Source organism: Paracoccus benzoatiresistens (assembly GCF_026913015.1).
Taxonomy (GTDB): domain Bacteria; phylum Pseudomonadota; class Alphaproteobacteria; order Rhodobacterales; family Rhodobacteraceae; genus Paracoccus; species Paracoccus benzoatiresistens.
Genome location: NZ_JAPTYD010000035.1, coordinates 1 through 23786 on the forward strand (window position 1 = coordinate 1; position 23786 = coordinate 23786).

The 23786-nt window shown below is 65.2% G+C and carries 23 protein-coding genes; 7 read left to right on the top strand and 16 right to left on the bottom strand.

Features of this window, described 5'->3' with window-relative positions; all coding sequences use genetic code 11:
• From OU682_RS17125 to OU682_RS17165, 9 genes are all read right to left on the bottom strand, one after another.
• The coding region (locus OU682_RS17125; RefSeq protein WP_268943405.1) for a glycine C-acetyltransferase at positions 1-1007 on the bottom strand (1007 nt) is incomplete at its 3' end.
• 153 nt (positions 1008-1160) lie between these two features.
• Entirely contained in the window at positions 1161-1478 is a 318-nt protein-coding gene (locus tag OU682_RS17130) for a hypothetical protein (protein WP_268943406.1), read from the bottom strand.
• Positions 1479-1768: 290 nt separating this feature from the next.
• Positions 1769-3517 carry a SulP family inorganic anion transporter gene (locus OU682_RS17135; RefSeq protein ID WP_268943407.1) on the bottom strand — a complete coding sequence of 583 codons (1749 nt, stop codon included), beginning with the start codon at positions 3515-3517 and terminating at the stop codon, positions 1769-1771.
• 166 nt (positions 3518-3683) lie between these two features.
• The gene (locus OU682_RS17140) at positions 3684-4571 is read right to left on the bottom strand and encodes an MBL fold metallo-hydrolase (protein ID WP_268943408.1); all 888 of its coding nucleotides are present in this window, start codon (positions 4569-4571) and stop codon (positions 3684-3686) included.
• A 374-nt stretch (positions 4572-4945) separates the two neighbouring features.
• The gene (locus tag OU682_RS17145; protein ID WP_268943409.1) at positions 4946-6004 is read right to left on the bottom strand and encodes an L-idonate 5-dehydrogenase; all 1059 of its coding nucleotides are present in this window, start codon (positions 6002-6004) and stop codon (positions 4946-4948) included.
• A complete protein-coding gene (locus OU682_RS17150) occupies positions 6001-7287 on the bottom strand; it encodes a TRAP transporter large permease (protein WP_268943410.1) in 1287 nt (428 codons plus the stop codon). The genes OU682_RS17145 and OU682_RS17150 overlap by 4 nt, the downstream gene beginning before the upstream one ends.
• The gene (locus OU682_RS17155; protein ID WP_268943442.1) at positions 7287-7742 is read right to left on the bottom strand and encodes a TRAP transporter small permease; all 456 of its coding nucleotides are present in this window, start codon (positions 7740-7742) and stop codon (positions 7287-7289) included. The genes OU682_RS17150 and OU682_RS17155 overlap by 1 nt, the downstream gene beginning before the upstream one ends.
• A gap of 102 nt (positions 7743-7844) precedes the next feature.
• Complete coding sequence (locus OU682_RS17160) at positions 7845-8807, bottom strand: TRAP transporter substrate-binding protein (protein WP_268943444.1); 963 nt, start codon at positions 8805-8807, stop codon at positions 7845-7847.
• Between the two features lie 30 nt (positions 8808-8837).
• Entirely contained in the window at positions 8838-9536 is a 699-nt protein-coding gene (locus OU682_RS17165; protein WP_268943411.1) for a GntR family transcriptional regulator, read from the bottom strand.
• Positions 9537-9624: 88 nt separating this feature from the next.
• On the opposite strand from OU682_RS17165, the gene uxuA reads away from it, so the two are divergent.
• The 3 genes from uxuA (at position 9625) to OU682_RS17180 (ending at position 11678) form a co-directional block, all read left to right on the top strand.
• Positions 9625-10815 (top strand): mannonate dehydratase, encoded by a 1191-nt coding sequence (gene uxuA / locus OU682_RS17170; RefSeq protein WP_268943412.1) that lies wholly within the window; start codon positions 9625-9627, stop codon positions 10813-10815.
• Between the two features lie 67 nt (positions 10816-10882).
• The gene (locus OU682_RS17175) at positions 10883-11146 is read left to right on the top strand and encodes a PepSY domain-containing protein (protein ID WP_268943413.1); all 264 of its coding nucleotides are present in this window, start codon (positions 10883-10885) and stop codon (positions 11144-11146) included.
• Positions 11139-11678, top strand: a complete 540-nt coding sequence (locus OU682_RS17180; RefSeq protein WP_268943414.1) for a cytochrome b/b6 domain-containing protein — start codon at positions 11139-11141, stop codon at positions 11676-11678. The genes OU682_RS17175 and OU682_RS17180 overlap by 8 nt, the downstream gene beginning before the upstream one ends.
• Positions 11679-11691: 13 nt before the next feature.
• Here OU682_RS17180 and OU682_RS17185 read toward each other — a convergent pair whose 3' ends face one another.
• The 3 genes from OU682_RS17185 to OU682_RS17195 form a co-directional block, all read right to left on the bottom strand.
• The gene (locus OU682_RS17185) at positions 11692-12939 is read right to left on the bottom strand and encodes a histidine kinase dimerization/phospho-acceptor domain-containing protein (RefSeq protein WP_268943415.1); all 1248 of its coding nucleotides are present in this window, start codon (positions 12937-12939) and stop codon (positions 11692-11694) included.
• Positions 12936-13589 (bottom strand): response regulator transcription factor, encoded by a 654-nt coding sequence (locus tag OU682_RS17190; RefSeq protein WP_268943416.1) that lies wholly within the window; start codon positions 13587-13589, stop codon positions 12936-12938. Before OU682_RS17190 ends, OU682_RS17185 begins: the two co-directional genes overlap by 4 nt.
• Positions 13590-13972: 383 nt before the next feature.
• Entirely contained in the window at positions 13973-15085 is a 1113-nt protein-coding gene (locus OU682_RS17195; RefSeq protein ID WP_268943417.1) for a zinc-binding dehydrogenase, read from the bottom strand.
• Between the two features lie 624 nt (positions 15086-15709).
• Here OU682_RS17195 and OU682_RS17200 point away from each other — a divergent pair.
• On the top strand, positions 15710-16198 hold the full coding sequence (locus OU682_RS17200) for a DUF4142 domain-containing protein (protein ID WP_268943418.1): 489 nt from the start codon (positions 15710-15712) through the stop codon (positions 16196-16198).
• A gap of 378 nt (positions 16199-16576) precedes the next feature.
• On the opposite strand, the gene OU682_RS17210 is transcribed toward OU682_RS17200, so the two are convergent.
• From OU682_RS17210 to OU682_RS17225, 4 genes are read right to left on the bottom strand one after another with little or no spacing between them, the layout of a single operon-like run.
• Positions 16577-18091 carry an aldehyde dehydrogenase (NADP(+)) gene (locus OU682_RS17210; protein WP_268943419.1) on the bottom strand — a complete coding sequence of 505 codons (1515 nt, stop codon included), beginning with the start codon at positions 18089-18091 and terminating at the stop codon, positions 16577-16579.
• Between the two features lie 24 nt (positions 18092-18115).
• Positions 18116-18832 (bottom strand): FadR/GntR family transcriptional regulator, encoded by a 717-nt coding sequence (locus OU682_RS17215; RefSeq protein WP_268943421.1) that lies wholly within the window; start codon positions 18830-18832, stop codon positions 18116-18118.
• 11 nt (positions 18833-18843) lie between these two features.
• Positions 18844-19611 carry an SDR family NAD(P)-dependent oxidoreductase gene (locus OU682_RS17220; RefSeq protein WP_268943422.1) on the bottom strand — a complete coding sequence of 256 codons (768 nt, stop codon included), beginning with the start codon at positions 19609-19611 and terminating at the stop codon, positions 18844-18846.
• A 3-nt stretch (positions 19612-19614) separates the two neighbouring features.
• Positions 19615-20541, bottom strand: a complete 927-nt coding sequence (locus OU682_RS17225; RefSeq protein WP_268943423.1) for a beta/alpha barrel domain-containing protein — start codon at positions 20539-20541, stop codon at positions 19615-19617.
• 200 nt (positions 20542-20741) lie between these two features.
• On the opposite strand from OU682_RS17225, the gene OU682_RS17230 reads away from it, so the two are divergent.
• The 3 genes from OU682_RS17230 (at position 20742) to OU682_RS17240 (ending at position 23770) form a co-directional block, all read left to right on the top strand.
• On the top strand, positions 20742-21719 hold the full coding sequence (locus OU682_RS17230) for a Bug family tripartite tricarboxylate transporter substrate binding protein (protein WP_268943424.1): 978 nt from the start codon (positions 20742-20744) through the stop codon (positions 21717-21719).
• A 68-nt stretch (positions 21720-21787) separates the two neighbouring features.
• Entirely contained in the window at positions 21788-22261 is a 474-nt protein-coding gene (locus tag OU682_RS17235; RefSeq protein ID WP_268943425.1) for a tripartite tricarboxylate transporter TctB family protein, read from the top strand.
• A 12-nt stretch (positions 22262-22273) separates the two neighbouring features.
• Entirely contained in the window at positions 22274-23770 is a 1497-nt protein-coding gene (locus OU682_RS17240) for a tripartite tricarboxylate transporter permease (protein WP_268943426.1), read from the top strand.
• The last annotated feature ends 16 nt before the right edge of the window (positions 23771-23786 follow it).

The window sequence follows — 23786 nt, forward strand, 5'->3', positions numbered from 1 at the left end:
GCCACCTTCGCATCGCCGACCATGACGGGAACGATCGGATGTTCGCCCGGCAGCAGGGCAAAGCCCGCATCGGCCAAACCCGCCCGCCAGTAGTGCGCGTTGTCGAACAGTCGCTCGCGCAGGTCGTCCGCGCGTTCGACGACATCCAGCGCGACAAGGCTTGCGGCGACCACCGACGGCGGCAGGGCGTTGGAAAACAGATAGGGCCGCGCCCGCTGCCGCAGAAGATCGATCACCGGCTGCGGACCCGCGACATAGCCGCCAAGCGCCCCGCCCAGGGCCTTGCCCAACGTCCCGGTCAGGATATCGACCGACACGCCGTGATGGGCCGGCGTGCCGCGCCCTTGCGGCCCCATGAAGCCGGTCGCGTGGCAATCGTCGACCATCGTCAGCGCGCCGTACCGTTCCGCAAGGGCCGTGATCTCGGGCAGCCTGGCCAGATAGCCGTCCATCGAGAAGACGCCGTCGGTGACGATCAGCACATGCCGCGCCCCGTCAGCCCGCGCGGCCTGCAGCTGCGCCTCGAAATCGGCCATGTCGGAATTGGCATAGCGGTACCGCCGGGCCTTGCAGAGGCGAATTCCGTCGATGATCGATGCGTGGTTCAGCGCGTCCGACACGACCGCGTCCTCGGGGCCCAGCAGCGGCTCGAACAGGCCGCCATTGGCATCGAAGCACGACGCGAAGAGGATCGAATCGTCGGTTCCCAGAAACCGGGCGATCCGCGCCTCCAGCTTGCGATGGATGTCCTGGGTTCCGCAGATGAAGCGGACCGAGGCCATTCCGAAGCCGTATTGCTCCAGGGCCTGATGCGCCGCCGCGATCAGTTCCGTGTCGTCGGCAAGCCCCAGATAATTGTTGGCGCACAGGTTGAGCAGCGGCCGCCCATCCACCGAAACATGAGCCGACTGCGGCGAGGTGATCAGCCGTTCGCGCTTGCGCAGACCGGCTTCCTCGAGACTCGCAAGGGTTTCACCGATATGATGCAGAAAGTCGACGCGCGACATGGGTGCCTCTCAACCTGGAGCGTGTATCGTCGTCGCAATGGCGCCTTTCGTCAATATAAAAGATACTTGTCCGTTATTACGGAATCGTAGTCGGTTATCACGGTTGGTCGGTGGTTGGACGTTCCTTTGTCCGATGGACAGCCCGGCCGCCCGTCAGCAACCGATCTGGGTTGTCCACCGGTTCAGCGTTGCCGATCTGCCCAACTCCTGCGCCAGGCAGGACAGGTCGGCTTGGCCGTCGTCCCTGAGGACGCAGTAGACATTTCCATTGGCGCCTGCCTTCAGCGTCACCATCCGCAGCCCGGCGGCCTCCAGGATCTGACACAGCGCGGCAAGGCTTGCGAGGCCGGGACAATCGAGTTCCAGATGAAAACTGATCTGCGAACCTGGAAAGTCCCGCCTGTGCTGGGCAACTTCCTTGATGGGCACCGTGACGGCGGTGATTGGGGCTTGGGTTGCCACGTCCTTCATTGGCCTCTCCTTCTGGCAAAAGCATTCTTGCCAGGCGTTCTGGAAGACGACCGGTCGGCCTCTTCGCTTTAGCTGCACTTGTTTCGCGCCCGCAAGCTGATGCTCAAATCGGCGCGTTGGTGATTTCCCATATAGCGGCAATAATTCCGCTATACAAGAAAACACTTGCCGGCTGCACGGACGGTGGCCGGTTGGTTGACTTTTATCGAGTCAACGCACCGCTCCGGTTCCTTGAAGCTGTCCGCAAAGGGGCTGCTTGTCAGCTTGTGACCGGCAGCATCCGGCCTGCCTCATAGCCCCGATCCGCAGGCAGCCAATGCCGCGGCTGGCTTTGTCAGGTTTGTCCAGGCATCGTATTGCGACAGGAAGACGCGGCCGTTCAGGTGGTCCAGGAAATGTGTCTTCTTCAGGCGGTCCATGACCGGACCCTTGACCTCGGACAGGTGCAGGCCGATGCCGGTCTCTTTCAGGCGGTGGTTGATCGCCTCGAGGCTTTCAAGCGCGGAATAGTCGATCTCGTTCATGGCCGAGCACATCAGCACCACATGCCGGACCGCGCGCCGCCTTGCCACAAGATCCTGGATCAGATCCTCGAGAAAGCGGGCATTGACGAAATAGAGGCTTTCATCGACGCGCAGGGTCAGCACCGCAGGGTCGGTTATCACGTCGTGCCGCAGCACGTTGCGGAAATGATTGGTCCCAGGCACCAGCCCGACCTCGGCGACATGGGGCCTTGAGGTCTTGTAGAGATGCAGGCCCACCGACAGGATCACGCCCGAAGCGATGCCGGCCTCGACGCCCCAGGCCAGGGTCAGCACGATCGTGGTGACGACAGCGGCAAAATCGGCGCGCGAATAGCGGAATGTCCGAGCCAGGATCGCAAAATCGACTAGGCTGAGGACCGCCACGATGATGGTTGCGGCCAAGGTTGCGGTGGGCAGGTAATGGATCAACGGGGTCAGCAGCAGTGCAGCAATGGCCAGTCCCACGGCGGTCAGGACACCGGCGGCCGGGGTCGCGGCCCCCGCGTCGAAGTTCACGACCGAGCGGGCAAAGCCGCCGGTGACGGGATAGCCGCCGGTGAAGGCGGCGCCGAGGTTGGCCATCCCCAGACCGATCAGTTCCTGGTCAGGATCAATGCGCTGGCGGCGCTTTGCGGCCAGGGTCTGCGCGATCGAGATGGATTCGACAAAGCCGATGATCGAGATCAGGATGGCGGGGGCAGCCAGCTGGCGGATCAGATCGGGCATAAGGGCTGGCATTGTCAGAGGTGGCAGCCCCTGGGGGACCGCCCCGACGATGGCCACGCCGCGATCGGCCAGGCCGAAGGCCCAGACGGACAGGGTCGTGACCACGACCGCCGCGACGGGGCCGGACTTGGCCCCGATGTCGGCCAGCAGTGGTCCGGCCCCCATCCGCCGGAGAATCGGCTTCAGCCCGCGTCGAACCCAGAAGAGGAAGGCCGTGGAAAGAACGCCGATCGTCAGGGTGATCGGGTTCGTCTGCCCCAGATGGGCCAGGATGGCGGGGATCATCTCGATCAGGGTATGGCCACCCGCCTCGATCCCCAGGATATGCTTCACCTGGCTTGTCGCGATCAGGATGCCGGATGCGGTGATGAAGCCCGCGATGACCGGATGGCTGAGGAAGTTGGCCAGAAAGCCCAGGCGAAAGACGCCAAGCGCCAGCAGGAACAGCCCCGACAGCGCCGCCAGCGTCAGCGCCGCCGCCGCGTATCCCGCCGTGCCCTGTTGCGCGACCTGCCCGACGGCGGTCGCCGTCATCAGCGACACCACCGCCACGGGTCCCACGGCCAGCGTTCGCGATGTGCCGAAGATCGCATAGAGGAGGAGGGGCGCAATCGAGGCATAGATCCCGGCCTCCGGTGGCAGGCCGGCCAGCATCGCATAGGCCAGCGACTGCGGGATCAGCATGATCGTCACGATCACCGCGGCCACAAGGTCGTTGGCCAGCGCCCTCCGGTCGTAGCGCCGGCCCCAGTCAAGAACCGGAAGAAAGCGGGCAAGCTTCGTGCGCATCGGGATTTCCTGTTTGACGCTGCCGGGACAACCGCGGCGCCCTGTTCGGTGGGGCTGGAGGCGGCCGGCGGCTGGAAGCCCACCATCCGTTCCGGTCCCCGGCACTGTGACACACCGGCAGTTCCGCAATGACAGCACATGCCTTTTGCGGATGCGCGGCCCTTCCTCAAAGACCGTTGATCGGCACCTTCAGATAACGCTTGCCGCTGGCGTCGGCTGGGGGCAGTTGGCCCCCGCGCATGTTCACCTGCAGCGACGGAATGATCAGCCGGGGCATGTCCAGCGTCGCATCCCGATCGTTCCGGAGCTTGACGAACTCCTCGCGCGTCCTGCCGCCGCCGACATGAATGTTGTAGGCCCTTTCTTCGGCCACGGTCGTTTCCCAGCGGATTTCCCGTCCGTTTGGGCCGTAATCGTGGCACATGAACAGCCGCATTCCGTCCGGCAGCGCCAGCACCTTCTGGATCGAATCATACAGCGCTCCGGCGTCGCCTCCCGGGAAATCCGCCCGGGCCGAACCGCCGTCGGGCATGAACAGCGTGTCGCCGACAAAGGCCGCATCGCCCATCACATGGGTCATGCACGCAGGCGTATGGCCGGGTGTGTCCATGGCGAAGGCTTGCATGTTGCCGATCATGTAGGTGTCGCCGTCCTCGAACAGCGCGTCGAACTGCGATCCATCGCGTTGGAACTCGGTCCCTTCGTTGAAGATCTTCCCGAAGGTTTCCTGCACGACCTTTATCCCGGCACCAATCCCGATCCTGCCGCCAAGCTGCTGCTGGATATAGGGCGCAGCGCTGAGATGATCGGCATGGACATGGGTCTCGATGATCCATTCCAGCCGCAGGCCCATGCCGCGGACCGCGCCGATCAGCGCATCCGCGTGGTCATGGGCGATGCGCCCGGCGGCATAGTCGATATCCATCACGCTGTCGATGATGGCGCAGGCTTGCGACGTCGGATCCCTGACAATGTAGCTGATCGTATTGGTCGCCTCGTCAAAAAAGGCATGAACCTCGGGGTGGAGGGTCATATCGAGGGGAGAGGCGGACATGCGGATCTCCGAGGTCTGAAGGCGTGGCAGGCGAAGCCGATCAGATCATGAATCGAAAGGATTGTCCGCATGCCTCTTTGCCCGGATGGCCACGCCGGTGCTGATGCTGGCCTGTTGCTGCCGGCCGTCTTCTGCGCCTAGCAAGACCGGCCGTGATGCGTTGAAGGGCCATGCGCAGGCCCCATTTATCCTGTGAGAGGCCGAGACAGGCCCGAACCCACCGGATCACAGGCCGGACCGGCACGACCTTATGGCCAGTTGCACCATGATCTGAAGCATCGCCCATGAAAGCAGTTGTGCGGGCTGATAACGCACTTTGGACCTGCAGGCATTGTCCTGCCTGCAGGCACCGATCGCGCAAAAGGTGCCGGAGACTAGCCCGCGAACGAAAGCTGGACCTTCACCGCGTTGCGGCGATCCTTTGCGATGCCGAAAGCAGCTTCGGCATCGCCCAGGTCAAATGTCGATGTGATGATCGGCCTTGCATCGATAATGCGACGGTCTATCAGTCGCACAGCCTCGGCATATTCCTGCGTGAAACGATGGGTTCCGGCGAAGGTGATCTCCTTGCCGACGATCAGGTTCAACGGAATAGCAGTGTCGCCTGCAACGCCGACCGCGATCACCGTGCCTTGCGGACGCGTCGCCATGACGGCTGTCCTGATCGCCGAGGGTGCTGCGGAACACTCGAAGGTCAGGTCGAAATGCCCTTTGTCCGCCATGAAGTCGTCCAGCCGCGCAGCATCGGTCCTGATATTCACGGCGTCGGTCGCACCCATGCGACGGGCCACCTCCAGGGGATAGTCCTCGAGGTCCGTGATGATGATCTGTTCAGCCCCGGCATGACGCAGCGCAGCGACGGTCAGCGCCCCTATGGGACCGGCACCCGTCACCAGCACGCGCTTGCCCGCAAGGTTGACCGCAGTTGCCCCTGCACGGTTCAGCGCGTGAAGGCAAACGGCCAAAGGCTCGGCACAGGCCGCCTCGGCCAGCGTGACATCAGGGTTTTCCAGCCTCACGCATTGCGCGGCATCCACGACCATCGCATCGCGAAATCCGCCCTGTTCGTGTGGGAACCGCAGCGCGGAGCCGAAGAAGCGCATCGTCAAACAATGCTGCTGAAGCCCTTGGCGGCAATAGATGCAGTTGTTGCAAGGACGGCTCGGGTTCACTGCGACACGATCACCAACGGACAGTCCCTCGACGCCATCGCCCAAGGCGCGGACGGTGCCCGCGATCTCATGTCCCAGGATGATCGGCTCCTGCACGCGGATGGGGCCGAAGCCGCCATCCAGCCAGTAATGCATGTCCGATCCGCAGATCCCGCCCGCGCCCATGGCGATGAGAACCTCGCCCTTCCCGGGAGGCGCGACCTCGATTTCCTCGACGCGGAGATCATCCTTTGCATGAAGGCGGCAGATACGGGTCTTCATGGCGTGGTTCCCATCAGGGTGGTCGGCAGCCAGGTCGCGAAAGGCGGATAATACGACACCAGGAACAGCACGATGATATTGGAGATGAGGAAGGGCACAACCGCCCGGATCACCCCGGCCAGCGGCACCCGCGCGATGTTGCAGGCGACAAACAGGCAGACCCCGACCGGAGGGGTCGTCAGCCCGATCATCAGGTTCAAAACCGCGAAGGTGGCGAAATGCAGCGGGTCGATCCCGACGCTGGTTGCCAGACCCAGGAGCGGCACGAAGAGAATGATCAGTGCCGCAATGGTCTCCATGAACATTCCCACGATCAAAAGCAGGATGTTGATCAGCAAGATCACCAGGATCGGGTTGTCGGTAATCGTCAGGACCGAGGTGACCAGAAGCTGCGGAATGCGCTCGGATGCCAGGATGGACCCGAACACGTTCGCAAAGCCGACAAGCGCAAGGATGCCCGCCGACGAGACAGCACTGTTGATGACGATGCGCGGCACGGCACGAACCGGCAGTTCCCGATACACGAATGCGCCGACGACGAAGGCATAGACACATGCGACAATGGCGGTTTCGGTCGGAGTGGCGACGCCCGTCAGCAGACCGCCGATGATCAGCGCTGTCATGGCAAGGGCCCAGAAGGCCCCCAGGAAGGCTGCCAGCAATTCCCCCCAACCCTGCCAGGCCTGCCGCGGGAAATTCCGGCGCCGCGCGATGACGAAGCAGGCGATGCCCATGCCCAGGCCCATCAGGACGCCCGGCACTGCCCCTGCGAGGAACAGTTGCCCGACCGAGATCCCTGAAAGGGCGCCCACGATGATCATCGGGACGCTGGGAGGCAGCATCGGCCCGACGGTCGAGGAAGCCGCCGTGATCGCTGCCGCGAAATCAGCAGGATAGCCCGACTTCTTCATGCCGGGAATCATGACGCCGCCGGTCGCCGCGACATCGGCCACCGCGGTGCCCGACACGCCGCCGAACAGCATCGAATCCGCGACGTTGGCCATGGCGAGCCCCCCTCGCATCCAGCCGACAAGGGCATTGGCCAGCCGGATGATGCGCTCGGTGATTCCGCCGAAGTTCATGAGGTTTCCGGCCAGGATGAAGCCCGGAATGCACAGCAGCACGAAGACATCCATTCCCGCGTACATTCGCTGCGGGATGATGACGACCGGCAGACCGGCCGCCAGGATATAGGCCAGCGACGAAAGGCCAAGGCAGACTGCCACCGGGACGCCGATCGCCAGGGTCGCGAAGAACGTGGCAATGAGCAGGAAAAGCTCCATTATTCGATGTCCTCGACATATTGGGGACGCCCGTCATCGACACCCGACAGCATGGCGATCATGCGCAGCAGTGCGAAAAGGCAAAGGAAGACGGACAGAACCAGGACCGAGGCGTGGATGATGTCCATCGGCCAGCGCAGGCTTGGGGATTGCTGAAAGGCACCGATCTTCGTGAATTTCCAGGCCGGCCAGATCATGATCGCGCCAAGCACCCCGGTGCAGGCAGCGGCAAGGAAGCGCATCACCCAAGCGGCCTTCTCCGATACGGTTTCCTGCAAGAGGTCCACATTGACCAACTCACCCGTGAGCAGGGACAGCCCGACCCCGAATGCAACGAGGTAGAGAAGCAGATATCGCGACAGCTCCTCGGTCCATACGGGGGAAGGAAGGCCGAATGTTCGCGTGGTGATCTGGGTCATGACCACAGCAATCAGCGCGAAGAACAAGAGCCCCACCGCCGATCGGCAGACAAGCGCAAGCATGCGCTGCAGCAAAGCCAGAGTTTGCATCGGATGATGTCCTTTGTCGGCGGCCCCCGAGAGCCGCCGGTGCGGGAATTAGTTGGCGAACATTTCCTGAACGATCGGGCGGATGCTTTCATCCACGCCGTCGATCACCGCCTTCTGGGATGCTTCGGCAAATGCAGCCTGATCCACTTCATGGAAGGTCATGCCCTTTTGCTCCAGATCGGCGCGGATCAGGTCCTCGTCCTTCAGGAACTGCTCACGCTCGAACTGCTGGGCGACGGCCGCGGCTTCCAGGATGTGGGCCTGGTCTTGCTCGGGGATCTGCTGCCAGACCTGTTCGGCCACCGTCAGGTAGATCCATCCACGCACATGTTCCGTCAGGTTGACGTGGGACTGAACTTCGTTGAAGGAGGCGGACTGGATCAGCGCGAGCGGGTTTTCCTGCGCCGCAATGGTGCCGTTCTGCAGCGAGGTGAACACCTCGGAGAATGCCATCGGCGTCGGCTGGGCCCCAAGCGCGCTCCAGGTATCCACGAAGAGCGGAACGTTCGGAACGCGCATCCTTATGCCAGCCAGGTCGGCAGGCGTGGTGATGGCCTTGTTGGCCGTCAGGTTGCGCGGGCCCCGTGCGAAATAGGCGATCGGACGAACCTGTGCACGCTCGATGATCTGAGCTTCGATCTGGTCGCCGATCTCCCCGCTTGCGACAGCATCCATCTCCTCGAGCGACGCATGGGCATAGGGGATCGCCAGCAGGGCAGCCATCGGAGCCCAGTTTTGCAGGCTTTCGCCGGTGATGGTCATTTCAACGGTGCCAAGCTGCATGCCGTTGATCAGGTCGATCTCACGGCCCAGCGAGTCGTTGGGGTAAACCTCGACCGCGATGCGTCCCTCGGTGCGCTTTGCAACCTCCTCGGCAAACAGCATCGACGCCTTGTGCCACGAATTGGCCTCATTCGCGAGGTGGCCGAGCTTAAGCGTCATGTCCTGCGCTGCGGCGCCCAGTGGCAGAGCGATTGCCGCCCCGGCCATCAGCATCTTCAATGTGCCCATAGAAATCATGCCATCTCCTCCTTTGGCAGATCAGCCGGCGCGGGATTGCCGAGCCGGAACAAACAGGTCCGGACGTGCTTTCGCTATTTCCGGCATGGTCTTGAGAATTTCTCGCAGATGCGCCCGGATCGCCGCCTCGGCGCCGGCGACGTCGTTCTGCATGATCGTGTCTGCAATGCGGGCGTGCTGCTCGATCAGCACGCGGATATGGTCCTTCCGCACGCTCAGATAGCGCACGCGGTCCATCTGGGCCTTCACATCCTCGACGACGCGCCAGGCATAGGGTTTGCCTGCCATCTCGGCGAGCGTGCGATGGAACAGCTCGTCCAGCCGCACGAAGGCCTCGTTATCGTCCTCGGGCAGGCGCTGCTGCGCCGAAATCTGGTTCTGCAGCTCTCGGGCCATGGCGGCGTCGCAATGTTCGGCCACCAGGCGCACGACGTCGGCCTCGATCGCCTCTCGGACAAACCGGGCTTCCATGACCGCGCTTTCGGCGATGCGGGTGATCATCGTGCCGCGCTGCGGGCTGATCTGGACCAGTCCCGCCTCGGCCAGCTTGATGAAGGCCTCGCGTACCGGCTGGCGGGAAACACCATAGGCCTTGGCGATTTCGGACGCGGAGATCACTTCGCCGGGCAGCAGATCGGTACGGACGATCCGGTCCCGCAACAGCTGGCAAAGCTGCGGCACGATGGCCGAACCCGCATCAAGGTCGAAGTTGCCATTCATCCTGTTTCCCCTCCTCACCCTTTTCTAACATACTTACATACTAGTCAACTTTGTATTACGCCTGGTGTCAGGCAAGAGGAGAAAGCATATGCGCCAGACATGGAGATGGTTCGGACCGCATGATCTGACATCGGTTGATGACATGCGGCAGGCAGGGGTCGAGGGGGTCGTCAGTGCGCTGCACCACATCCCCACCGGCGCCGTCTGGACCGGAGCAGAGATCGCGAAACGCCAGGCGGAACTTGCCCCCCATCTGGCGTGGGAGGTGGTCGAGAGCCTGCCCGTTTCCGAAGACATCAAGAAGCAGAAGGGAGACTGGCGCACCCATATCGCCAACTACAAGAGCAGCCTCGAAAATCTCGCCGACAAGGGGCTGGAGACGATCTGCTATAACTTCATGCCTGTCCTGGACTGGACGCGGACCGATCTTGCATATCGCGTGCCCCATGGCGGCACCTGCATGCGGTTCGATCTTGTCGACTTTGCCGCCTTCGACATCTTCATCCTCGAACGACCGGCCGCCGCAGCCGACTTCGGGCCCGAGTTGGCCGCTCAGGCTGCCGAGCGGTTCGCCGAGATGAGTGATGGTCGCAGGCAAGAGCTTGCCCGCAACGTGACCATGGGCTTGCCGGGCTCGACCGAAAGCATGTCGATCCCGGACGTGCGGCGCCATCTGGCCGAATACGACAACCTCGACGCGGACCGCCTGCGCAGCAACTTCATCGCCTTCCTGGAGGAGGTCGCGCCGACCGCCGAACGCCTGGGGATGCGGCTCTGCTGCCATCCGGACGACCCCCCTTTTCCGCTGTTGGGCCTGCCGCGGATCATGTCCTCGGCCGCCGACTACCGCGCTATCCTGAACGCGGTGGACAGCCCTGCTAACGGAATGACACTGTGTTCCGGCTCGCTCGGCGCGCGGCCCGACAATGACCTGCCCGCGATCATGCGTGAATTTGGCCCCCGGGTGCACTTCCTGCACCTGCGCAACGTCACGCTTGAACAACCCGGCATGCCCGCATCGTTCCACGAGGCGGAGCATCTGGGGGGTGGCACCGACATGGTGGCGTTGATCGCGGAGGTTCTGCGCGAGGAAGCCCGCCGCAAGGCTGAGGGCCGCGGCGATCATCAGATCCCGATGCGCCCCGACCACGGGCAGGACATCATCGACGATCTGGGCCGCAAAGGTCAGCCCGGCTATCCCACCATCGGTCGTCTGAAAGGTCTGGCAGAACTGCGCGGGATCATGACGGCGCTGTCGCATCCTTCGGTGACGTTCTGATGTAAGCTTGCCGCAAGGTTCGGGTGCTTGAAGGGAGATGTTCAATCACCGCAACAAGGACCTTACCATGCGCCTTGCCCTGATCCCCGCCGTCGCCCTGACGATCGCCGTCGCCCTGCCCGCGCTGGCCGAAGACCGCTGCACCGCGCCCGAAGCCGACTGGCGCCCGCTCGAGGAGCTGAAGACCGACCTGACCGCCAAGGGCTGGACCATCAGCAACGTCAAGACCGAGGACGGCTGCTACGAGGTCTATGGCAAGGACGAGAAAGGCCAGAGGGTCGAGGTCTTCTTCGACCCCGCCACCTTCGAGGCCGTCGGTTCCGATGACTGACAGGGTCCGGGTCTGGGATGGCTTCGTGCGGCTGTTCCACTGGTCGCTGGTCGGGCTGATCGCCGGGACCTGGCTGACCGCCGAGGGCCCGAAGCTGTGGCACGAGAGGATGGGCTATGTCATCGCGGCCCTGATCCTGGCGCGGCTGGTCTGGGGTCTTGTCGGCCCCCGCCATGCCCGCTTCGGCGACTTCGTGCGCGGACCGGGCACTGTCGTGGCCTATCTGCGGGCGCTGCGCGCAGGCTGCGAGCCGCGCTATCTGGGCCACAATCCGGCGGGCGGGGCGATGATCGTGGCGCTGCTGCTGGCGGTCTCCGGCACCGTCCTGACCGGCTGGCTGCAGACCACCGACGCCTTCTGGGGATCCTCTACGATGGGGGACGTCCACGAGGCCTTGGCGACGCTGATCCTGGTGCTGGCCGGGATTCATGTCCTCGGCGTCATGGTCGAAAGCCTGCGCCATCGCGAGAACCTGGTCTGGTCGATGCTGACCGGCACCAAGCGGCCGCTGGCGGCGAACGACCGCCGCTGACTCCTGCCTGACCTCAGGCCGCCGCCGGGGCGTTGCGTCCCGGCGGAAAACGCAGGGTCACGGAAGCCGCGCCGTCGGCCATCGCATAGTCCGCGACGATGCCCTGCGCCTGAGCCACCCGGGCGACGATAGCCAGCCCCAGCCCGGCGCCCTGCGATGCGGCTGACGTGTCGAACATCCCGTGGCGGAAGCTCGCCTCCGGCAGAACGGGATTGCTGACCGTCAGTGCCGGTTCCGGCGACAGGACGATGCGCGGCGTGCCCGTGCCGTGGTCGGCCGCATTGCGCAGCAGGTTGCGCACGATAAGGGCCAGGGCATCGGGATCGACGGGAACCGACAGGGTTTCCATCTCGCCGTCGTCGAACAAGACCGGCGTGCCCAGATCGGCAACCACCATCCGCGCAACCCGCACCAGATCAGACGGCCCGGACCCGCCAGCGCTCGCCTCGGCGCGCGACAGTTGCAGCAGCCGGTCGATCAGGTGGCCCATCCGACCAAGCGCGCCTGCCAGTCGTTCCGGCGCTGCGGCGTCGGCCAGCCCGGCGGCGATCAGCTGCGCCTGCCCCGAGGCGGCGGCGACAGGCGTGCGCAGTTCGTGCGCGGCATTGGCGGCGAACTGCCGTTCGGCCTCGATCCGTGCCCGGATGTCATCCAGATAGCCGTTCAGCGCCTGCGGGATCGGCGCCAGCTCGACCGGCAGGTGACCTGCCTCGACCGGGGACAGATCCTGCGCCGAGCGGGCCCGCAGTGCCTGGGCAAACCGCGTCGCCGGCCGCAGGGCCGAGGCGACGGCACCCCGCACCGCAAGAAGTGCGGCCAGCAGGACCGGCAGCATCAATGCCACCAGCCAGGCCACGCTTTCCAGCAGCTCATCGCGGCGCCATTCGTCGCTTTGGCCCACCTCGACGACGACCTGCGACTGCGGATCCGTCAGGCGGAAGACCCGCCAGCCGGGCACGTCATGACCGCCGTCCCGGGACAGCGGCGGCCAGGGGGCGTCAGCCACCTCGGTCCCCGCCTCGACGATGCGGATGGTGCCTGCGGACCGGGCCAGCGCCTCGGCATCCCCTGCCCCGCGATAAAGGTCCAGCGAGAAGCGGGCGGAGCCTTCCAGCGTCTCGTCCATCAGCTCCGACATTTCGTGCCGGATGACCAGGGCGGCGAGGCCCACGCCGGCAAGCCAACTGAGGCTGGCGCCCAGCACCACCCGGCGCACCAGCCTGCCGCGCAGGGACCAGGAGCGGCCGGCGGGAAGGCTCATGGGATCAGGTATCCCAGGCCGCGGCGGGTCTCGATCGCATCCGAGCCGAGCTTGGTGCGCAGGCGCGAAACGTAGACTTCGACCGCGTTGCCCTCGATCGCCTCGTCGAAGGCATAAAGCCGATCCTCGAGCGCCTGTTTCGACAGCACCCGCCCGCGCGCGGAAAGCAGCGCCTCAAACAGCGCCCATTCCCGTGAGGTGAGGCGGATTTCGTCGCCGTCGCGGAACAGCCGCGCGCCCGCGCGGTCCACCGTCAGCGCGCCGACCCGGCTTTCCGGGGACGGGTCGCCCGAGGCGCGGCGGGCATGGGCGCGCAGGCGCGCTTCGACCTCGGCCAGGTCATAGGGCTTGACGACGTAATCGTCGGCCCCTGCGTCAAGTCCCGCGATCCGATCCAAGATCCGGTCACGCGCTGTTGCGATCAGCACCGGCACCCTGTTGCCACCGCGGCGCTGGTCGCGCAGCAGTTGAAGCCCGGAGCCGTCGGGCAGCGCCAGGTCCAGCAGGATCGCACCATAGTCCGCGACATCAAGCGCGGCCCCTGCCGTTTCCAGGTCGGCGGCGTGATCGACGGCATGGCCCCGGGCGCGCAGGAAGCGCAGCACCGCGTCTGCGATATCGGCCTCGTCCTCGACCAGAAGGATCCGCATGAATGTCCCCATGATGACGGGCCAGACATGCCGGGAAGAGGCGGGCCGATCAACGACAAACTTCACCGCGAAAAAGCGCACCGAGGCTGTCCCGATAACCGGCATGTGGCTGGGCACCGCCCTCGTGGCACCCGGCTGGCAACCTCGGTGCTGGTGGCGGTCGGCGTCGCCATCTGCCCGGCCTGCAACACCTCGGTCCGCCCCACGCTTCCCGGGACATCCTGCCCGGACGTCAGCGCCAGCCTGCGGCGGATTTCCAGGCCTTGCCGGGTCGGGCAGGTCGCCTGCCGGTATAGCGCGCATTCACATAGGCCTGCGAAATGGCGGTTCCACAAAGCCGCGAGGGGGATGGCTAAAGGACTGACGCCGCATCGGCTCCGAGGCTATGGCTTTTGCGGCGTCAGCAGAAACTTCGCGCCCGTGGACTTGCGGACATAGGCGGCGACCGTGTCGGGCTGAAGCGCCTGCTCCAGCGTGATCCGAGCCGTATAGTGGCTGGCGAAGGTGGTCGTCATCTCGGCCAGGACCCGCTGGCGCATCCTGTCCACCGTTGCCGGATCAAGGCGCTGCAGCGCATGGAACAGCAGCCAGCCACCGACGCTCCAGCTAAAGCCGAAGCCGCGCCGCAGGATCGAAGGGCCGGTATCCAGCGCGCCATAGATGTAGCCCTGCTTCATCACGGCCGAGCCATAGCGGTCATAGCTGGTCATGCTGCGCATCGCGACCGCTTCCATCGCATTCAGGACGATGCTGGTCGTCTCGCCCCCGCCGATCGCGTCGAAGCACAGGGTGGCGCCGGTCGCCGCGATGGCCTCTGTCAGGTCGTCGCGGAAGCTGTCGGTGCTGCTATCCGCGACATGGACTGCGCCAAGATCGCGCAGCATTGCCGCCTGTTCCTTGCTGCGGACGATGTTCACCAGTCCGATGCCATCGGCCATGCAGATGCGGACCAGCATCTGGCCCAGGTTGGATGCCGCAGGGGCGTGAACGATCGCCTTGTGTCCCTCGGCCCGCATCGTCTCGACAAAGCCCAGGGCGGTCAGGGGATTGACGAACAGCGCGGCGCCCTGCTCGGACGAGGCACTGTCGGGCAGCACCATGCAATCCTTGACAGCGATCAGCCGCAAGCTGGCATACATCGCGCCGCCCAGCATCGCCACGCGCTTGCCGATCAGGTCCTGCCGGTCCGGCCCTGCCGCAACAACGGTGCCCGCCCCTTCGTTGCCGATGGGCAGCGGCTGGTCGATGCGGGCCTTCAGGGCAGGCATGGCGCGGTCGGGAATGCGCGCGGTCAGCGCCTGCCCCTCGACCCGGAGGCTGTCCATGTCGGCCGGTCCGAACATGAGGCCCAGATCCGAGGGATTTATGGGCGCCGCCTCGACCTGCACCAGCACCTCGCCCGGCCCCGGTTCGGGCAGGTGCACCGTTGCAAGCTCAAGCCGCAGCGTGCCGTCTGCACGGACGGTCGATCTCATTTCCAGGCTGTCGCGGTTCATGTGCCCTCCGTTGTGGTTCACGCAATGGTTCCGCACCCGCGGGTGGTGCTCGCCCTTGCCCATCATGCCGACGATCTCGGCCTTTGGCTACCAGGGTTGCTTACAGGGCTGCGGTCGCGGCATCGTCCCGGCACATCGAGCAGGAGGCGGCGCGAGTGGTAATCACTTGCGAGCGTCAAGCCAGCGACGATCCAAGCGGTCGGATCAACTCGCCAAGGCCTGGCGGCGCAGCCGTGGCCGGTGAACGCGGTCCCGGGAACGATCACAATCTGCACAGGGCGCGTTCTTGCGGATATTCCGACAGGCGCCTGCAACCTGCCTGGCATACACAGCGGCGCGTTGCACGGATTACCCGTTTTTCCGTGACCGTTCCCGAAGGTCCGTCAGGGTACGATTTGAGCCAACGAACGTCGCCCCATCTTGGATGCACAGTTCTTGTCGTCCAGACGCTTCCGTTCGCCGCCAAGGCTTTCTCTGGAACCATCCTCGATCCCCCATGTTGTCAGAAGTCTTGGGGAGGACGACCGACGGGTGGATGTTGCCGGCACTGAAGCCGTGCAAGTTCCAAGCCGCCGCCGCAGCCTGCCTGAGTGAACAGACTTCAGCACTCCAGAGGAGATGACAATGAAGACGCTTTTCCTTTCTGCAGCATTTGGCCTCGCCACCATGGGTACCGCTTGGGCGCAGGACATGACTGCTCAGGACTTCGTCACTCAGGCTGCCAGCGGCGGACTGTTCGAGGTCCAGTCGAGCGAACTTGCCCTCCAAAGCTCGCAAACCGCCGGTGTTCAGGAATTCGCCACCCAGATGGTCACTGACCATACCGCCAACAACCAGGAACTGATGACGATCGTCCAGGCCGAGAACCTGACCATGCCGACCGAGGTCGCCGGCGTTCATGCCGAAATGATGGCCGCGCTGGAGAGCAGAAAAGGCGAGGCCTTTGACGAGGCCTATGTTCAGAACCAGGTCGCGGCCCACCAGACAGCAGTCGCGTTGTACCAGAGCTATGCCGCAGGCGGCGACAACGAGGGACTGAAGGCTTATGCTGAAAAGAGCCTGCCAGTTCTGCAGAAACATCTGGAACATGCACAGGGTCTTTTCCAACAGTAACCGTCAGGCTGGCAAGGGCTGCCCGTTTGTCGACGGGCAGCCGCCGCCCAGCATCAGAACGCCAAGAGCAGTTCCTGCCATGAAGGCAGCGTCTAAGCGAGAGATTACAAACCGGCGAGGTGCCGACCCGGCAACTTGACGCGGTGCATCCTGATTTCTGCACGGCTTGCTCGGTGATCCCCCCTCGATACTCGCCAGACGGCGCGGCCGACGCGCTTGAGCGCCTCGTCATACGCCGGCCGACTCCTGGCCTTGCCTGTCTCGGCGAGGCTCCGCTCGTGCCATCCAGCCGGCACGCTGGACCCACCCGATGAATTCCCACAGAGCATCCGTGCAACAAAGCCCTTTGTCTCTGCGGGCTTACCCGGCATCATCTGGTCAGCGCAGATCCTCGGGCAGGAGTTCTTGCGGGAAGTTCTGGTAGCTGACGGGCCGCAGGAAGCGGCGGATCGAGAGGGTGCCGACGGAAGTGGCGCCGAAATTGGTGGAGGCGGGATAGGGTCCGCCATGGACCATGCTGTCCACCACCTCGACGCCGGTCGGGAAGCCGTTGACAAGCACCCTGCCCGCCTTGCGCTCCAGCACCGGGCGCAGCTTCTGCGCGTCCGCCAGATCCGCGTCGTCCATGTGGATCGTCGCGGTCAGTTGGCCCTCGAAGCCGCGGGCCAGGTGCAGCATCTCGTCGGTGTCGCGAACGCGTACCACCAGGCCCAAGGGGCCAAAGACCTCCTCGCCCAGGGCATGGTCCTGGAGGTAGGCCTCGGCCGTGGTCTCGTAGAGGTTCGGGCTGCCCTGGCGGTCGTGGCTGTCGGTTGCTACCACCGGGGTGACCGAGTTGCGGGTCTCGAAGCGGTCCTTGCCTTTGCGATAGGCGCGGGCGATGCCGTCGGTCAGCATGGTCTGCGGACCCACGGCCTCAAGCCCGGCCTTGGCGGCGGCCAAGAAGCGGTCGGCGTCAGCCCCGTCGGTCACGACCGCGATGCCCGGATTGGTGCAGAACTGGCCCGCGCCCATGGTCAGCGACCCGGCCCACCCACGGCCCAGGTCCTCGGCCCGCGCGTGGGTGGCATGGGGCAGCAGGAACATCGGGTTGACCGAGCCAAGCTCGCCGAAGAAGGGGATCGGTTCGGGCCGCGCGGCGCAGAGGTCGAACAGCGCGCGTCCCCCGGCCAGCGATCCGGTGAAGCCCACGGCCTTGATCAGCGGGTGCTGGACAAGCGCGGTGCCGACCTCGCGCCGACCGCCTTGGATCAGGCTGAAGGCGCCGGGATGCACACCGGTCTTCGCGATTGCCGCATGGATGGCCTCGGCCACGATCTCGCCGGTGCCGGGATGGGCGGAATGGCCCTTGACCACCACAGGACACCCGGCCGACAGGGCGGCGGCGGTGTCGCCGCCAGCCGTCGAGAAGGCCAGCGGGAAGTTCGAGGCCCCGAACACCGCCACCGGGCCGATGGGCCGCTGCACCATGCGGATCTCGGGACGCGGGGCGGGCTGTCGGTCGGGCATGGCCGGATCATGGCGGCGGTCCAGGAAGTCGCCCTTGCAGATATGGTCCGCGAACAGGCGCAACTGGCCCACGGTCCGGTTGCGCTCGCCCTGAAGCCGCGCCTCGGGGAGGCCGGTTTCCCGGGTGCCGATCTCTGTGATGGCCTCGGCGCGCGCCTCGATCTCGTCGGCGATGGCGTCGAGGAAGGCGGCGCGCGTCTCGCGCCGGGCCTGGCCATAGGACCAGAACGCCTCCTCGGCAGCCTCACAGGCGCGGTTCACCAGCTCGACCGTGCCCATGCTGAACTCGTGGACAGGACCAAAGGCTGGCTCGTTGGGGAAGCGGGCTTCGGTCCCGACCCATTCGCCGGCGATCAGGTGCTTGCCATGGGGGGTGAAGGTCATCGGGTTTTCCTTTTCGAACACGAGTCAGGCCGGATCGTTGTCCGCGCCTTCGAACATGCGATGACGGGCGTTCCGGATATGGCGCGCCATCGCCTCGGACGCGGCCTTGGAATCGCGGTTGCGGATGGCATCCAGGATCTGGGCGTGCTCGCGCTGAACCTGCATGGACCGCGCCGCAGGACGAAGCAGGGACAGGTTGCGCGACAGGTTCATCCCAAAGCGGATATTGGCGTCCAGCGACTGCTGGACCGAGATGTAATAGCTGTTGCGTGTCGCGCGGGCGACCGCGCGGTGGAACCGGGCGTCCGCCTCGACGGCCAGCTGGCCGCCAGTCAGGCCTTTTTCCAGGTCCGCTGCCGCTGCCTCCAACTCGGCCATTTCCTCGGCCTGCCAGGCTGTCGCGGCAAGCCCCGCTGCACCTGCCTCGAAGCCGATGCGGAAATCGTAGCACCGCTGGATGTCGCTGACCGAGCCGATCTCGACGAAGCGGAAGACATTGGCATCGGGCTTGCGCGTGACATAACTGCCCGATCCCTGCCGGGACTGGATCAACCCGTCGTCGCGCAGCCGGGCCAAGGCCTCGCGGACGACCGGGCGCGAGGCGCCGAAGCGACGGCCAAGCTCGGTTTCGCTGGGCAGGCGGGCGTTCTCGGCGAATTCGCCGTTGGCAATCAGCGCGAAGACTTCGTCATAGACGATGTCGCCCAGCTTGCGTTCTCCGCTGACCCGGTCATGTCGCATCGCAAGCCCCCTCACGGCATGTATTGCCCGCCGTTCACGTCGACAATCTGTCCGGTAACATAGCCCGACAGGTTTTCCGAGCACAGAAACAGGAACGGTCCGACGCAGTCCTGCGCGGTGCCAAGACGGCCCATCGGGATGGAGGTCCTCAGCGCAGCAAGCACGTCAGGCGGGGTGGTGTCATGGAACGGGGTGGCGATCACGCCCGGCGCCACGGCGTTGACGCGAATGCCGAGTGGCGCGAACTCACGGGCCATCCCGCGCGTCAGCGTATGGACGTATCCCTTGGCCGCCGCATAGAAGCCCGCGCCGGGTCCTCCGCCATTGCGCCCCGCGATCGAGCCTGTGTTGACCACCGCCCCTGCGGACGAGTCTTGCAGCCAAGGCAAGGCCGCGTGGGTCACTCTGACCAGAGAACGGCAGTTGAGATCGAACACATGCGTCGCCACGTCGCCGCCCTTTTCGGCAAACCGCCTGCGGTCGCCCATCGCTCCGGCGTTGTTGACCAGGATGTCGATGCCCCCGAGTGCCTTGGCCGCGTCCCGGACCAAGGCGGGCGCGGCGGTGTCGTCGGACAGGTCGGCCTGCAGCGCAACGGCCATGCCGCCCGACCGGTTGATCCGGTCTGCCAAGGCCCGTGCGGCATCGGCGCCACGATTGAAGTGGATCGCAACCGCCGCCCCGTGCCGGGCAAGCGCCGCGGCCACCGCATGACCGATGCCCGAGCTGGCGCCCGTGACCAGGGCACGGCGGCGCTGGAAGCCGAAGACATCCGCCATTGCTCAGGCCCTCCGTGCTGCCATCTCGGCGGCCAGAAGGTCGCGGGCGGCCGCCTCTATCCGGGAACGCAGGGTCTCGTCAGCCGGTGTCAGGAACGGTAGGGTCGGGCCCATGTCGGCAATGCCCGACAAGCTGACGGCGGTGTGCAGGACACGGATCGGATCGCCGCGATCGCGCAGTTCCTCCAGCGGGGCAAAGCTTGCCAGGATCTGTTCTGCCTCGGCGAAACTGCCAGCCTTCAATGCGCGCAGGAAGGATTGCGAGATCGTCGGTGCAATGCAGACGCAGCCCGCGGTAAAGCCCGCAAGACCCTTGTGGCGCAGATGCGGCAAGGCCGGCGGCTCGCCAAAGCCGGACACGATCCGCTCGGCGCCAATGGCCGCGATCAGGTCGTCCAGCACCGGATCATCGGCGGCATCGGCCCGAGGGATCGCATACTTGACCGAGAACAGGCTGCCATCCGCCACCAGTTCCTCGATGCTGTCGATGGCCAGATAGCCATCGGACTTGATGTAGAGGATCGCCTGCGTGCCCGATGCCTGCACAAAGTCGCGGATGCCGCGCGCCAACCCCTGGTCCGTACGCGGGCCCGTGAAGGGCAGGAACATCGCCGCAGGATAGTTGCGCGCGGCCAGCAGCGCCGCCTGATCCGCGGCCTTCCCGCCGTCCGGCCCGACCGAGGGGATCAGCCAGGTCTCAGCGGCCACTTGACCCGCCAGAAGATCCAGCCATTCGCCATAGCGCGAAACAGGCCAGTTCTGGACGTTCGCATTCCCGCCGTAAAGCAGGGTCGAGACGCCACCCGCCTCGATATGCCGAATCAAGGCTCCGTTGGCCTGCGCATCCGCCTGCAGATGCGCAGTTGCTGCCAGCGGGGGAACAGCGATCACAGATGCCGCGAGATCGTCCAATGAGACATGAGTTTTCATGCGGGGCCTTTCGAGCAGTGCCAGCGTCTGGCGAAGCGGTAGTTTGCTTTACAACCATTTACAAGCGGCAATGTCTTCTGCTTAAAAAAGTCCACGACAGTTTGTCAAACCAAGAGAAAATAAATTGGTTGCATGCAAAACTTGTATGTGGTTGTAAGACATGAGTGCGGCACCAGGGAGTGCGGCGAGGGGAGAGTTTCATGAAAAGACGCGGTGTTCTGGGCGCTTTTGGCGCCATGGCTCTTGGAATGTCCTGCGCCACGGTGGCGCTGGCGCAAGCATACCCGGAACGGCCCATCACGCTGATCCTGCCGTGGAGCGCGGGCGGCGGATCCGACGCCGTCGCGCGGATTGTCGCCACCGGGCTCGAGCGGGAACTGGGACAGCCGGTCAACGTCGTCAACCGCACCGGCGGCAACGGCGTCGTGGGCCACCAGGCCATCGCCAGCGCACGGCCCGATGGCTATACGATCGGCCTGATCACGGCCGAGATCAACATGATGCACCGGCTGGGCCTGACGAACCTGACCTACGAGGCTTATCGCCCGCTGGCCCTGATCAATACCGATCCGGCCGGCATTCACGTTTCCGCAGACTCTGAACTGGCTTCGGCCCGCGACCTGATCGAGGCGATCAAGGGCGGCGAGACATTGCGCTTCAGCGGGTCCGGGCAAGGCAGCATCTGGCATCTGGCAATGGCCGGGCTTCTGGTGCGCGCCGACTTGGAGCCAACCGCCGCGGTTTGGGTGCCCAGCCAGGGCGCCGCCCCTGCCATGCAGGAACTGGCATCCGGCGGGGTCGAAGTGGTCCTGTCGTCGATCCCCGAGGCGGACGCCATGGTGGCGGCAGGACGCGCCAAGACGATCGCGGTCATGGCCGATCAGCCCGATCCCAAGCACCCCGAGATCGGCACCCTTGCCGACCAGACGGGCATCGACTGGACCGTCGCTTCGTCCTGGCGCGGCATCGTCGCCCCAGCGGGCACGCCGGACGATGTGGCCCAGCGGCTCGAGGCGGCCCTGAAGGTTGTCTATGACAGCGCCGAATACCAGGACTTCATGGAGCAGCGCGGCTTCGGCTTGCTGTGGGCGGATGCGTCCGGCCTTGGCGAATGGCTGGCCGACAAGGAAACCCAGTTCGGCGAAGTGATGACCGCAGCCGGAATGGCGACCCAGTAAGACCCGTGAGGCAGTCCTGGAAGATCCCGGGATTGCCCGTGTTGCCTGAAGCATAAGGAAGATCGACCTTGCTGAACGCGGATCGGATCGGCGGCCTGGCGCTGTCGGGGTTGGGAATCGCCTGCATGGCGGCATCGATGCAACTGCCCCGGATACCGGGACAGCCCGTCGGACCGGCCGTGTTTCCGATCGTCGTCGGCGCGGCGCTGTGCCTTTGCGCGGTGCTGATCCTGCTGTCCGCCGGAGCCGTTCCCGACGAGGAGCCGGTCGGTGACGACCTGCCGCCCCGGCATCCGCCGGTTGTGACTGCCGCGCGGCTGCTCCTGCCGCCCGTGATCCTGGTCCTGTATGTCCTGGCGGTCGAGCCGCTGGGCTTCCTGATCGCGGGCTTCAGCGTCATCCTGGCGACGGCTCTGCTTCTGAGGGGCCGGCTGGTCTACGCGGCACCACTCGCGGCCGTGATGACGGTCGCGATCCATTCGGTCTTCGGCACCCTTTTGCGCGTGCCGCTGCCGGACGGGTTGCTGGCCCTGCCCTGGTAAGGAAGATTCCCCATGGATACCCTGATTGCATCCTTCCAGATGATCGCCTCGGTCGAGGTCATCGTCGTCATTGCGCTGTCGTCCCTTTACGGGCTGACGATCGGCTGCATCCCCGGCCTCTCTGCCACGATGGCAACCGCGCTTCTGGTGCCGATCACCTTCTACCTGTCACCCGTTGCGGCGGTCGCCGCGATCATCTCGGCCTCGGCCATGGCGATCTTCTCGGGCGATATTCCCGGCACCCTGCTGCGCATTCCCGGCACGCCCGCATCCGCCGCCTATACCGGCGAGGCCTATGCCTTCACCAAGCGCGGCGAACCCGAGGTGGCCCTGGGCGCGGCCCTGTGGTTTTCGGCCCTTGGCGGGATCTTCGGCACCTTCGCGCTGATGTTGATCGCGCCGGCGCTGGCGGAACTGGCGCTGCAGTTCTCGTCGTACGAATATTTCTGGCTGGGCTGCCTTGGCCTGCTCTGCGCCACGCTGGTGTCCAGCGGCTCCAAGCCCAAGGCAATGGCCGCCTTGATGCTGGGCCTTCTGGTATCCTGCGTGGGCATGGAGAATGCCGCCGGGACGCCACGCTTCACCTTCGGCTCGATCGCGCTTCTGTCTGGGATCGACGTGATCGCGGCGCTTGTGGGCGTCTTTGCCGTGGCCGAGGTGATGCGCGCGATGAGTGCGCCCCCTGCCCCGGTCATGCCCCGGCGCAAGTTCGGATCGATCCTGGCCGGGCAATGGGCGCTGACCAGGCGCTACAAGCGGCAGATGATGCGCGGCAACGTCATCGGCGTGATGATCGGCGCGCTGCCCGGCGCCGGATCGGACATGGCTGCATGGGTGTCCTATGCCATCTCGGCCCGCTTCTCGAAGACCCCCCAGAAGTTCGGCACCGGCCACCCCGAGGGTCTGGTCGAAGCCGGGTCCGCCAACAATGCCTCGCTGGCCGCAGGCTGGATCCCGTCGCTGCTGTTCGGCATTCCCGGCGACACGATCACCGCCATTGCCATCGGCGTTCTGTACATGAAGGGACTGAACCCGGGCCCGACGCTGTTCACGCAGAACGCGGCATCCATGTATGCGATCTACTGGGTCTTCATCATCGCCAACATCATCATGATCCCGCTGGGCATCATGATGATCCGCGGCACGACCTATATCCTGCAGGTGCCGCGTTGGGCGATCATGTCCGCGGTGCTGCTGTGCTGCGCGGTGGGGGTCTATGCGGTGACGAACAGCATGGCCTCGGTCCTGATCGCGGCAGGCTTCGGCGTCGTCGGCTACGCGCTGGACCGTTACGGCTATTCCGTCGCGGCCTTCGTCCTGGGCATCGTCATGGGCCCGATGGTCGAGGAGAACTTCGTCACGTCGCTGATCAAGTCCGGCGGCTCGATCACGCCCTTCTTCGATCGCCCGGCCGCCGCCGTGCTGGCGATCCTGACCCTGGCCGGCCTGTTCGGCCCGCTGCTGTTCCGCCTGGCCGGCGGCATGCGCCGCCGCTCGACAGCCCACTAAGCAACAAGGAAGACCA

Bases quoted from the DNA above. Each gene is read 5' to 3' on its own strand.
- OU682_RS17130 (WP_268943406.1), bottom strand. From the start codon at position 1,478: ATGAAGGACGTGGCAACCCAAGCCCCAATCACCGCCGTCACGGTGCCC.
- OU682_RS17135 (WP_268943407.1), bottom strand. From the start codon at position 3,517: ATGCGCACGAAGCTTGCCCGCTTTCTTCCGGTTCTTGACTGGGGCCGG.
- OU682_RS17140 (WP_268943408.1), bottom strand. From the start codon at position 4,571: ATGTCCGCCTCTCCCCTCGATATGACCCTCCACCCCGAGGTTCATGCC.
- OU682_RS17145 (WP_268943409.1), bottom strand. From the start codon at position 6,004: ATGAAGACCCGTATCTGCCGCCTTCATGCAAAGGATGATCTCCGCGTC.
- OU682_RS17150 (WP_268943410.1), bottom strand. From the start codon at position 7,287: ATGGAGCTTTTCCTGCTCATTGCCACGTTCTTCGCGACCCTGGCGATC.
- OU682_RS17160 (WP_268943444.1), bottom strand. From the start codon at position 8,807: ATGGGCACATTGAAGATGCTGATGGCCGGGGCGGCAATCGCTCTGCCA.
- OU682_RS17165 (WP_268943411.1), bottom strand. From the start codon at position 9,536: ATGAATGGCAACTTCGACCTTGATGCGGGTTCGGCCATCGTGCCGCAG.
- uxuA (WP_268943412.1), top strand. From the start codon at position 9,625: ATGCGCCAGACATGGAGATGGTTCGGACCGCATGATCTGACATCGGTT.
- OU682_RS17175 (WP_268943413.1), top strand. From the start codon at position 10,883: ATGCGCCTTGCCCTGATCCCCGCCGTCGCCCTGACGATCGCCGTCGCC.
- OU682_RS17180 (WP_268943414.1), top strand. From the start codon at position 11,139: ATGACTGACAGGGTCCGGGTCTGGGATGGCTTCGTGCGGCTGTTCCAC.
- OU682_RS17185 (WP_268943415.1), bottom strand. From the start codon at position 12,939: ATGAGCCTTCCCGCCGGCCGCTCCTGGTCCCTGCGCGGCAGGCTGGTG.
- OU682_RS17190 (WP_268943416.1), bottom strand. From the start codon at position 13,589: ATGCGGATCCTTCTGGTCGAGGACGAGGCCGATATCGCAGACGCGGTG.
- OU682_RS17195 (WP_268943417.1), bottom strand. From the start codon at position 15,085: ATGAACCGCGACAGCCTGGAAATGAGATCGACCGTCCGTGCAGACGGC.
- OU682_RS17200 (WP_268943418.1), top strand. From the start codon at position 15,710: ATGAAGACGCTTTTCCTTTCTGCAGCATTTGGCCTCGCCACCATGGGT.
- OU682_RS17210 (WP_268943419.1), bottom strand. From the start codon at position 18,091: ATGACCTTCACCCCCCATGGCAAGCACCTGATCGCCGGCGAATGGGTC.
- OU682_RS17215 (WP_268943421.1), bottom strand. From the start codon at position 18,832: ATGCGACATGACCGGGTCAGCGGAGAACGCAAGCTGGGCGACATCGTC.
- OU682_RS17220 (WP_268943422.1), bottom strand. From the start codon at position 19,611: ATGGCGGATGTCTTCGGCTTCCAGCGCCGCCGTGCCCTGGTCACGGGC.
- OU682_RS17225 (WP_268943423.1), bottom strand. From the start codon at position 20,541: ATGAAAACTCATGTCTCATTGGACGATCTCGCGGCATCTGTGATCGCT.
- OU682_RS17230 (WP_268943424.1), top strand. From the start codon at position 20,742: ATGAAAAGACGCGGTGTTCTGGGCGCTTTTGGCGCCATGGCTCTTGGA.
- OU682_RS17240 (WP_268943426.1), top strand. From the start codon at position 22,274: ATGGATACCCTGATTGCATCCTTCCAGATGATCGCCTCGGTCGAGGTC.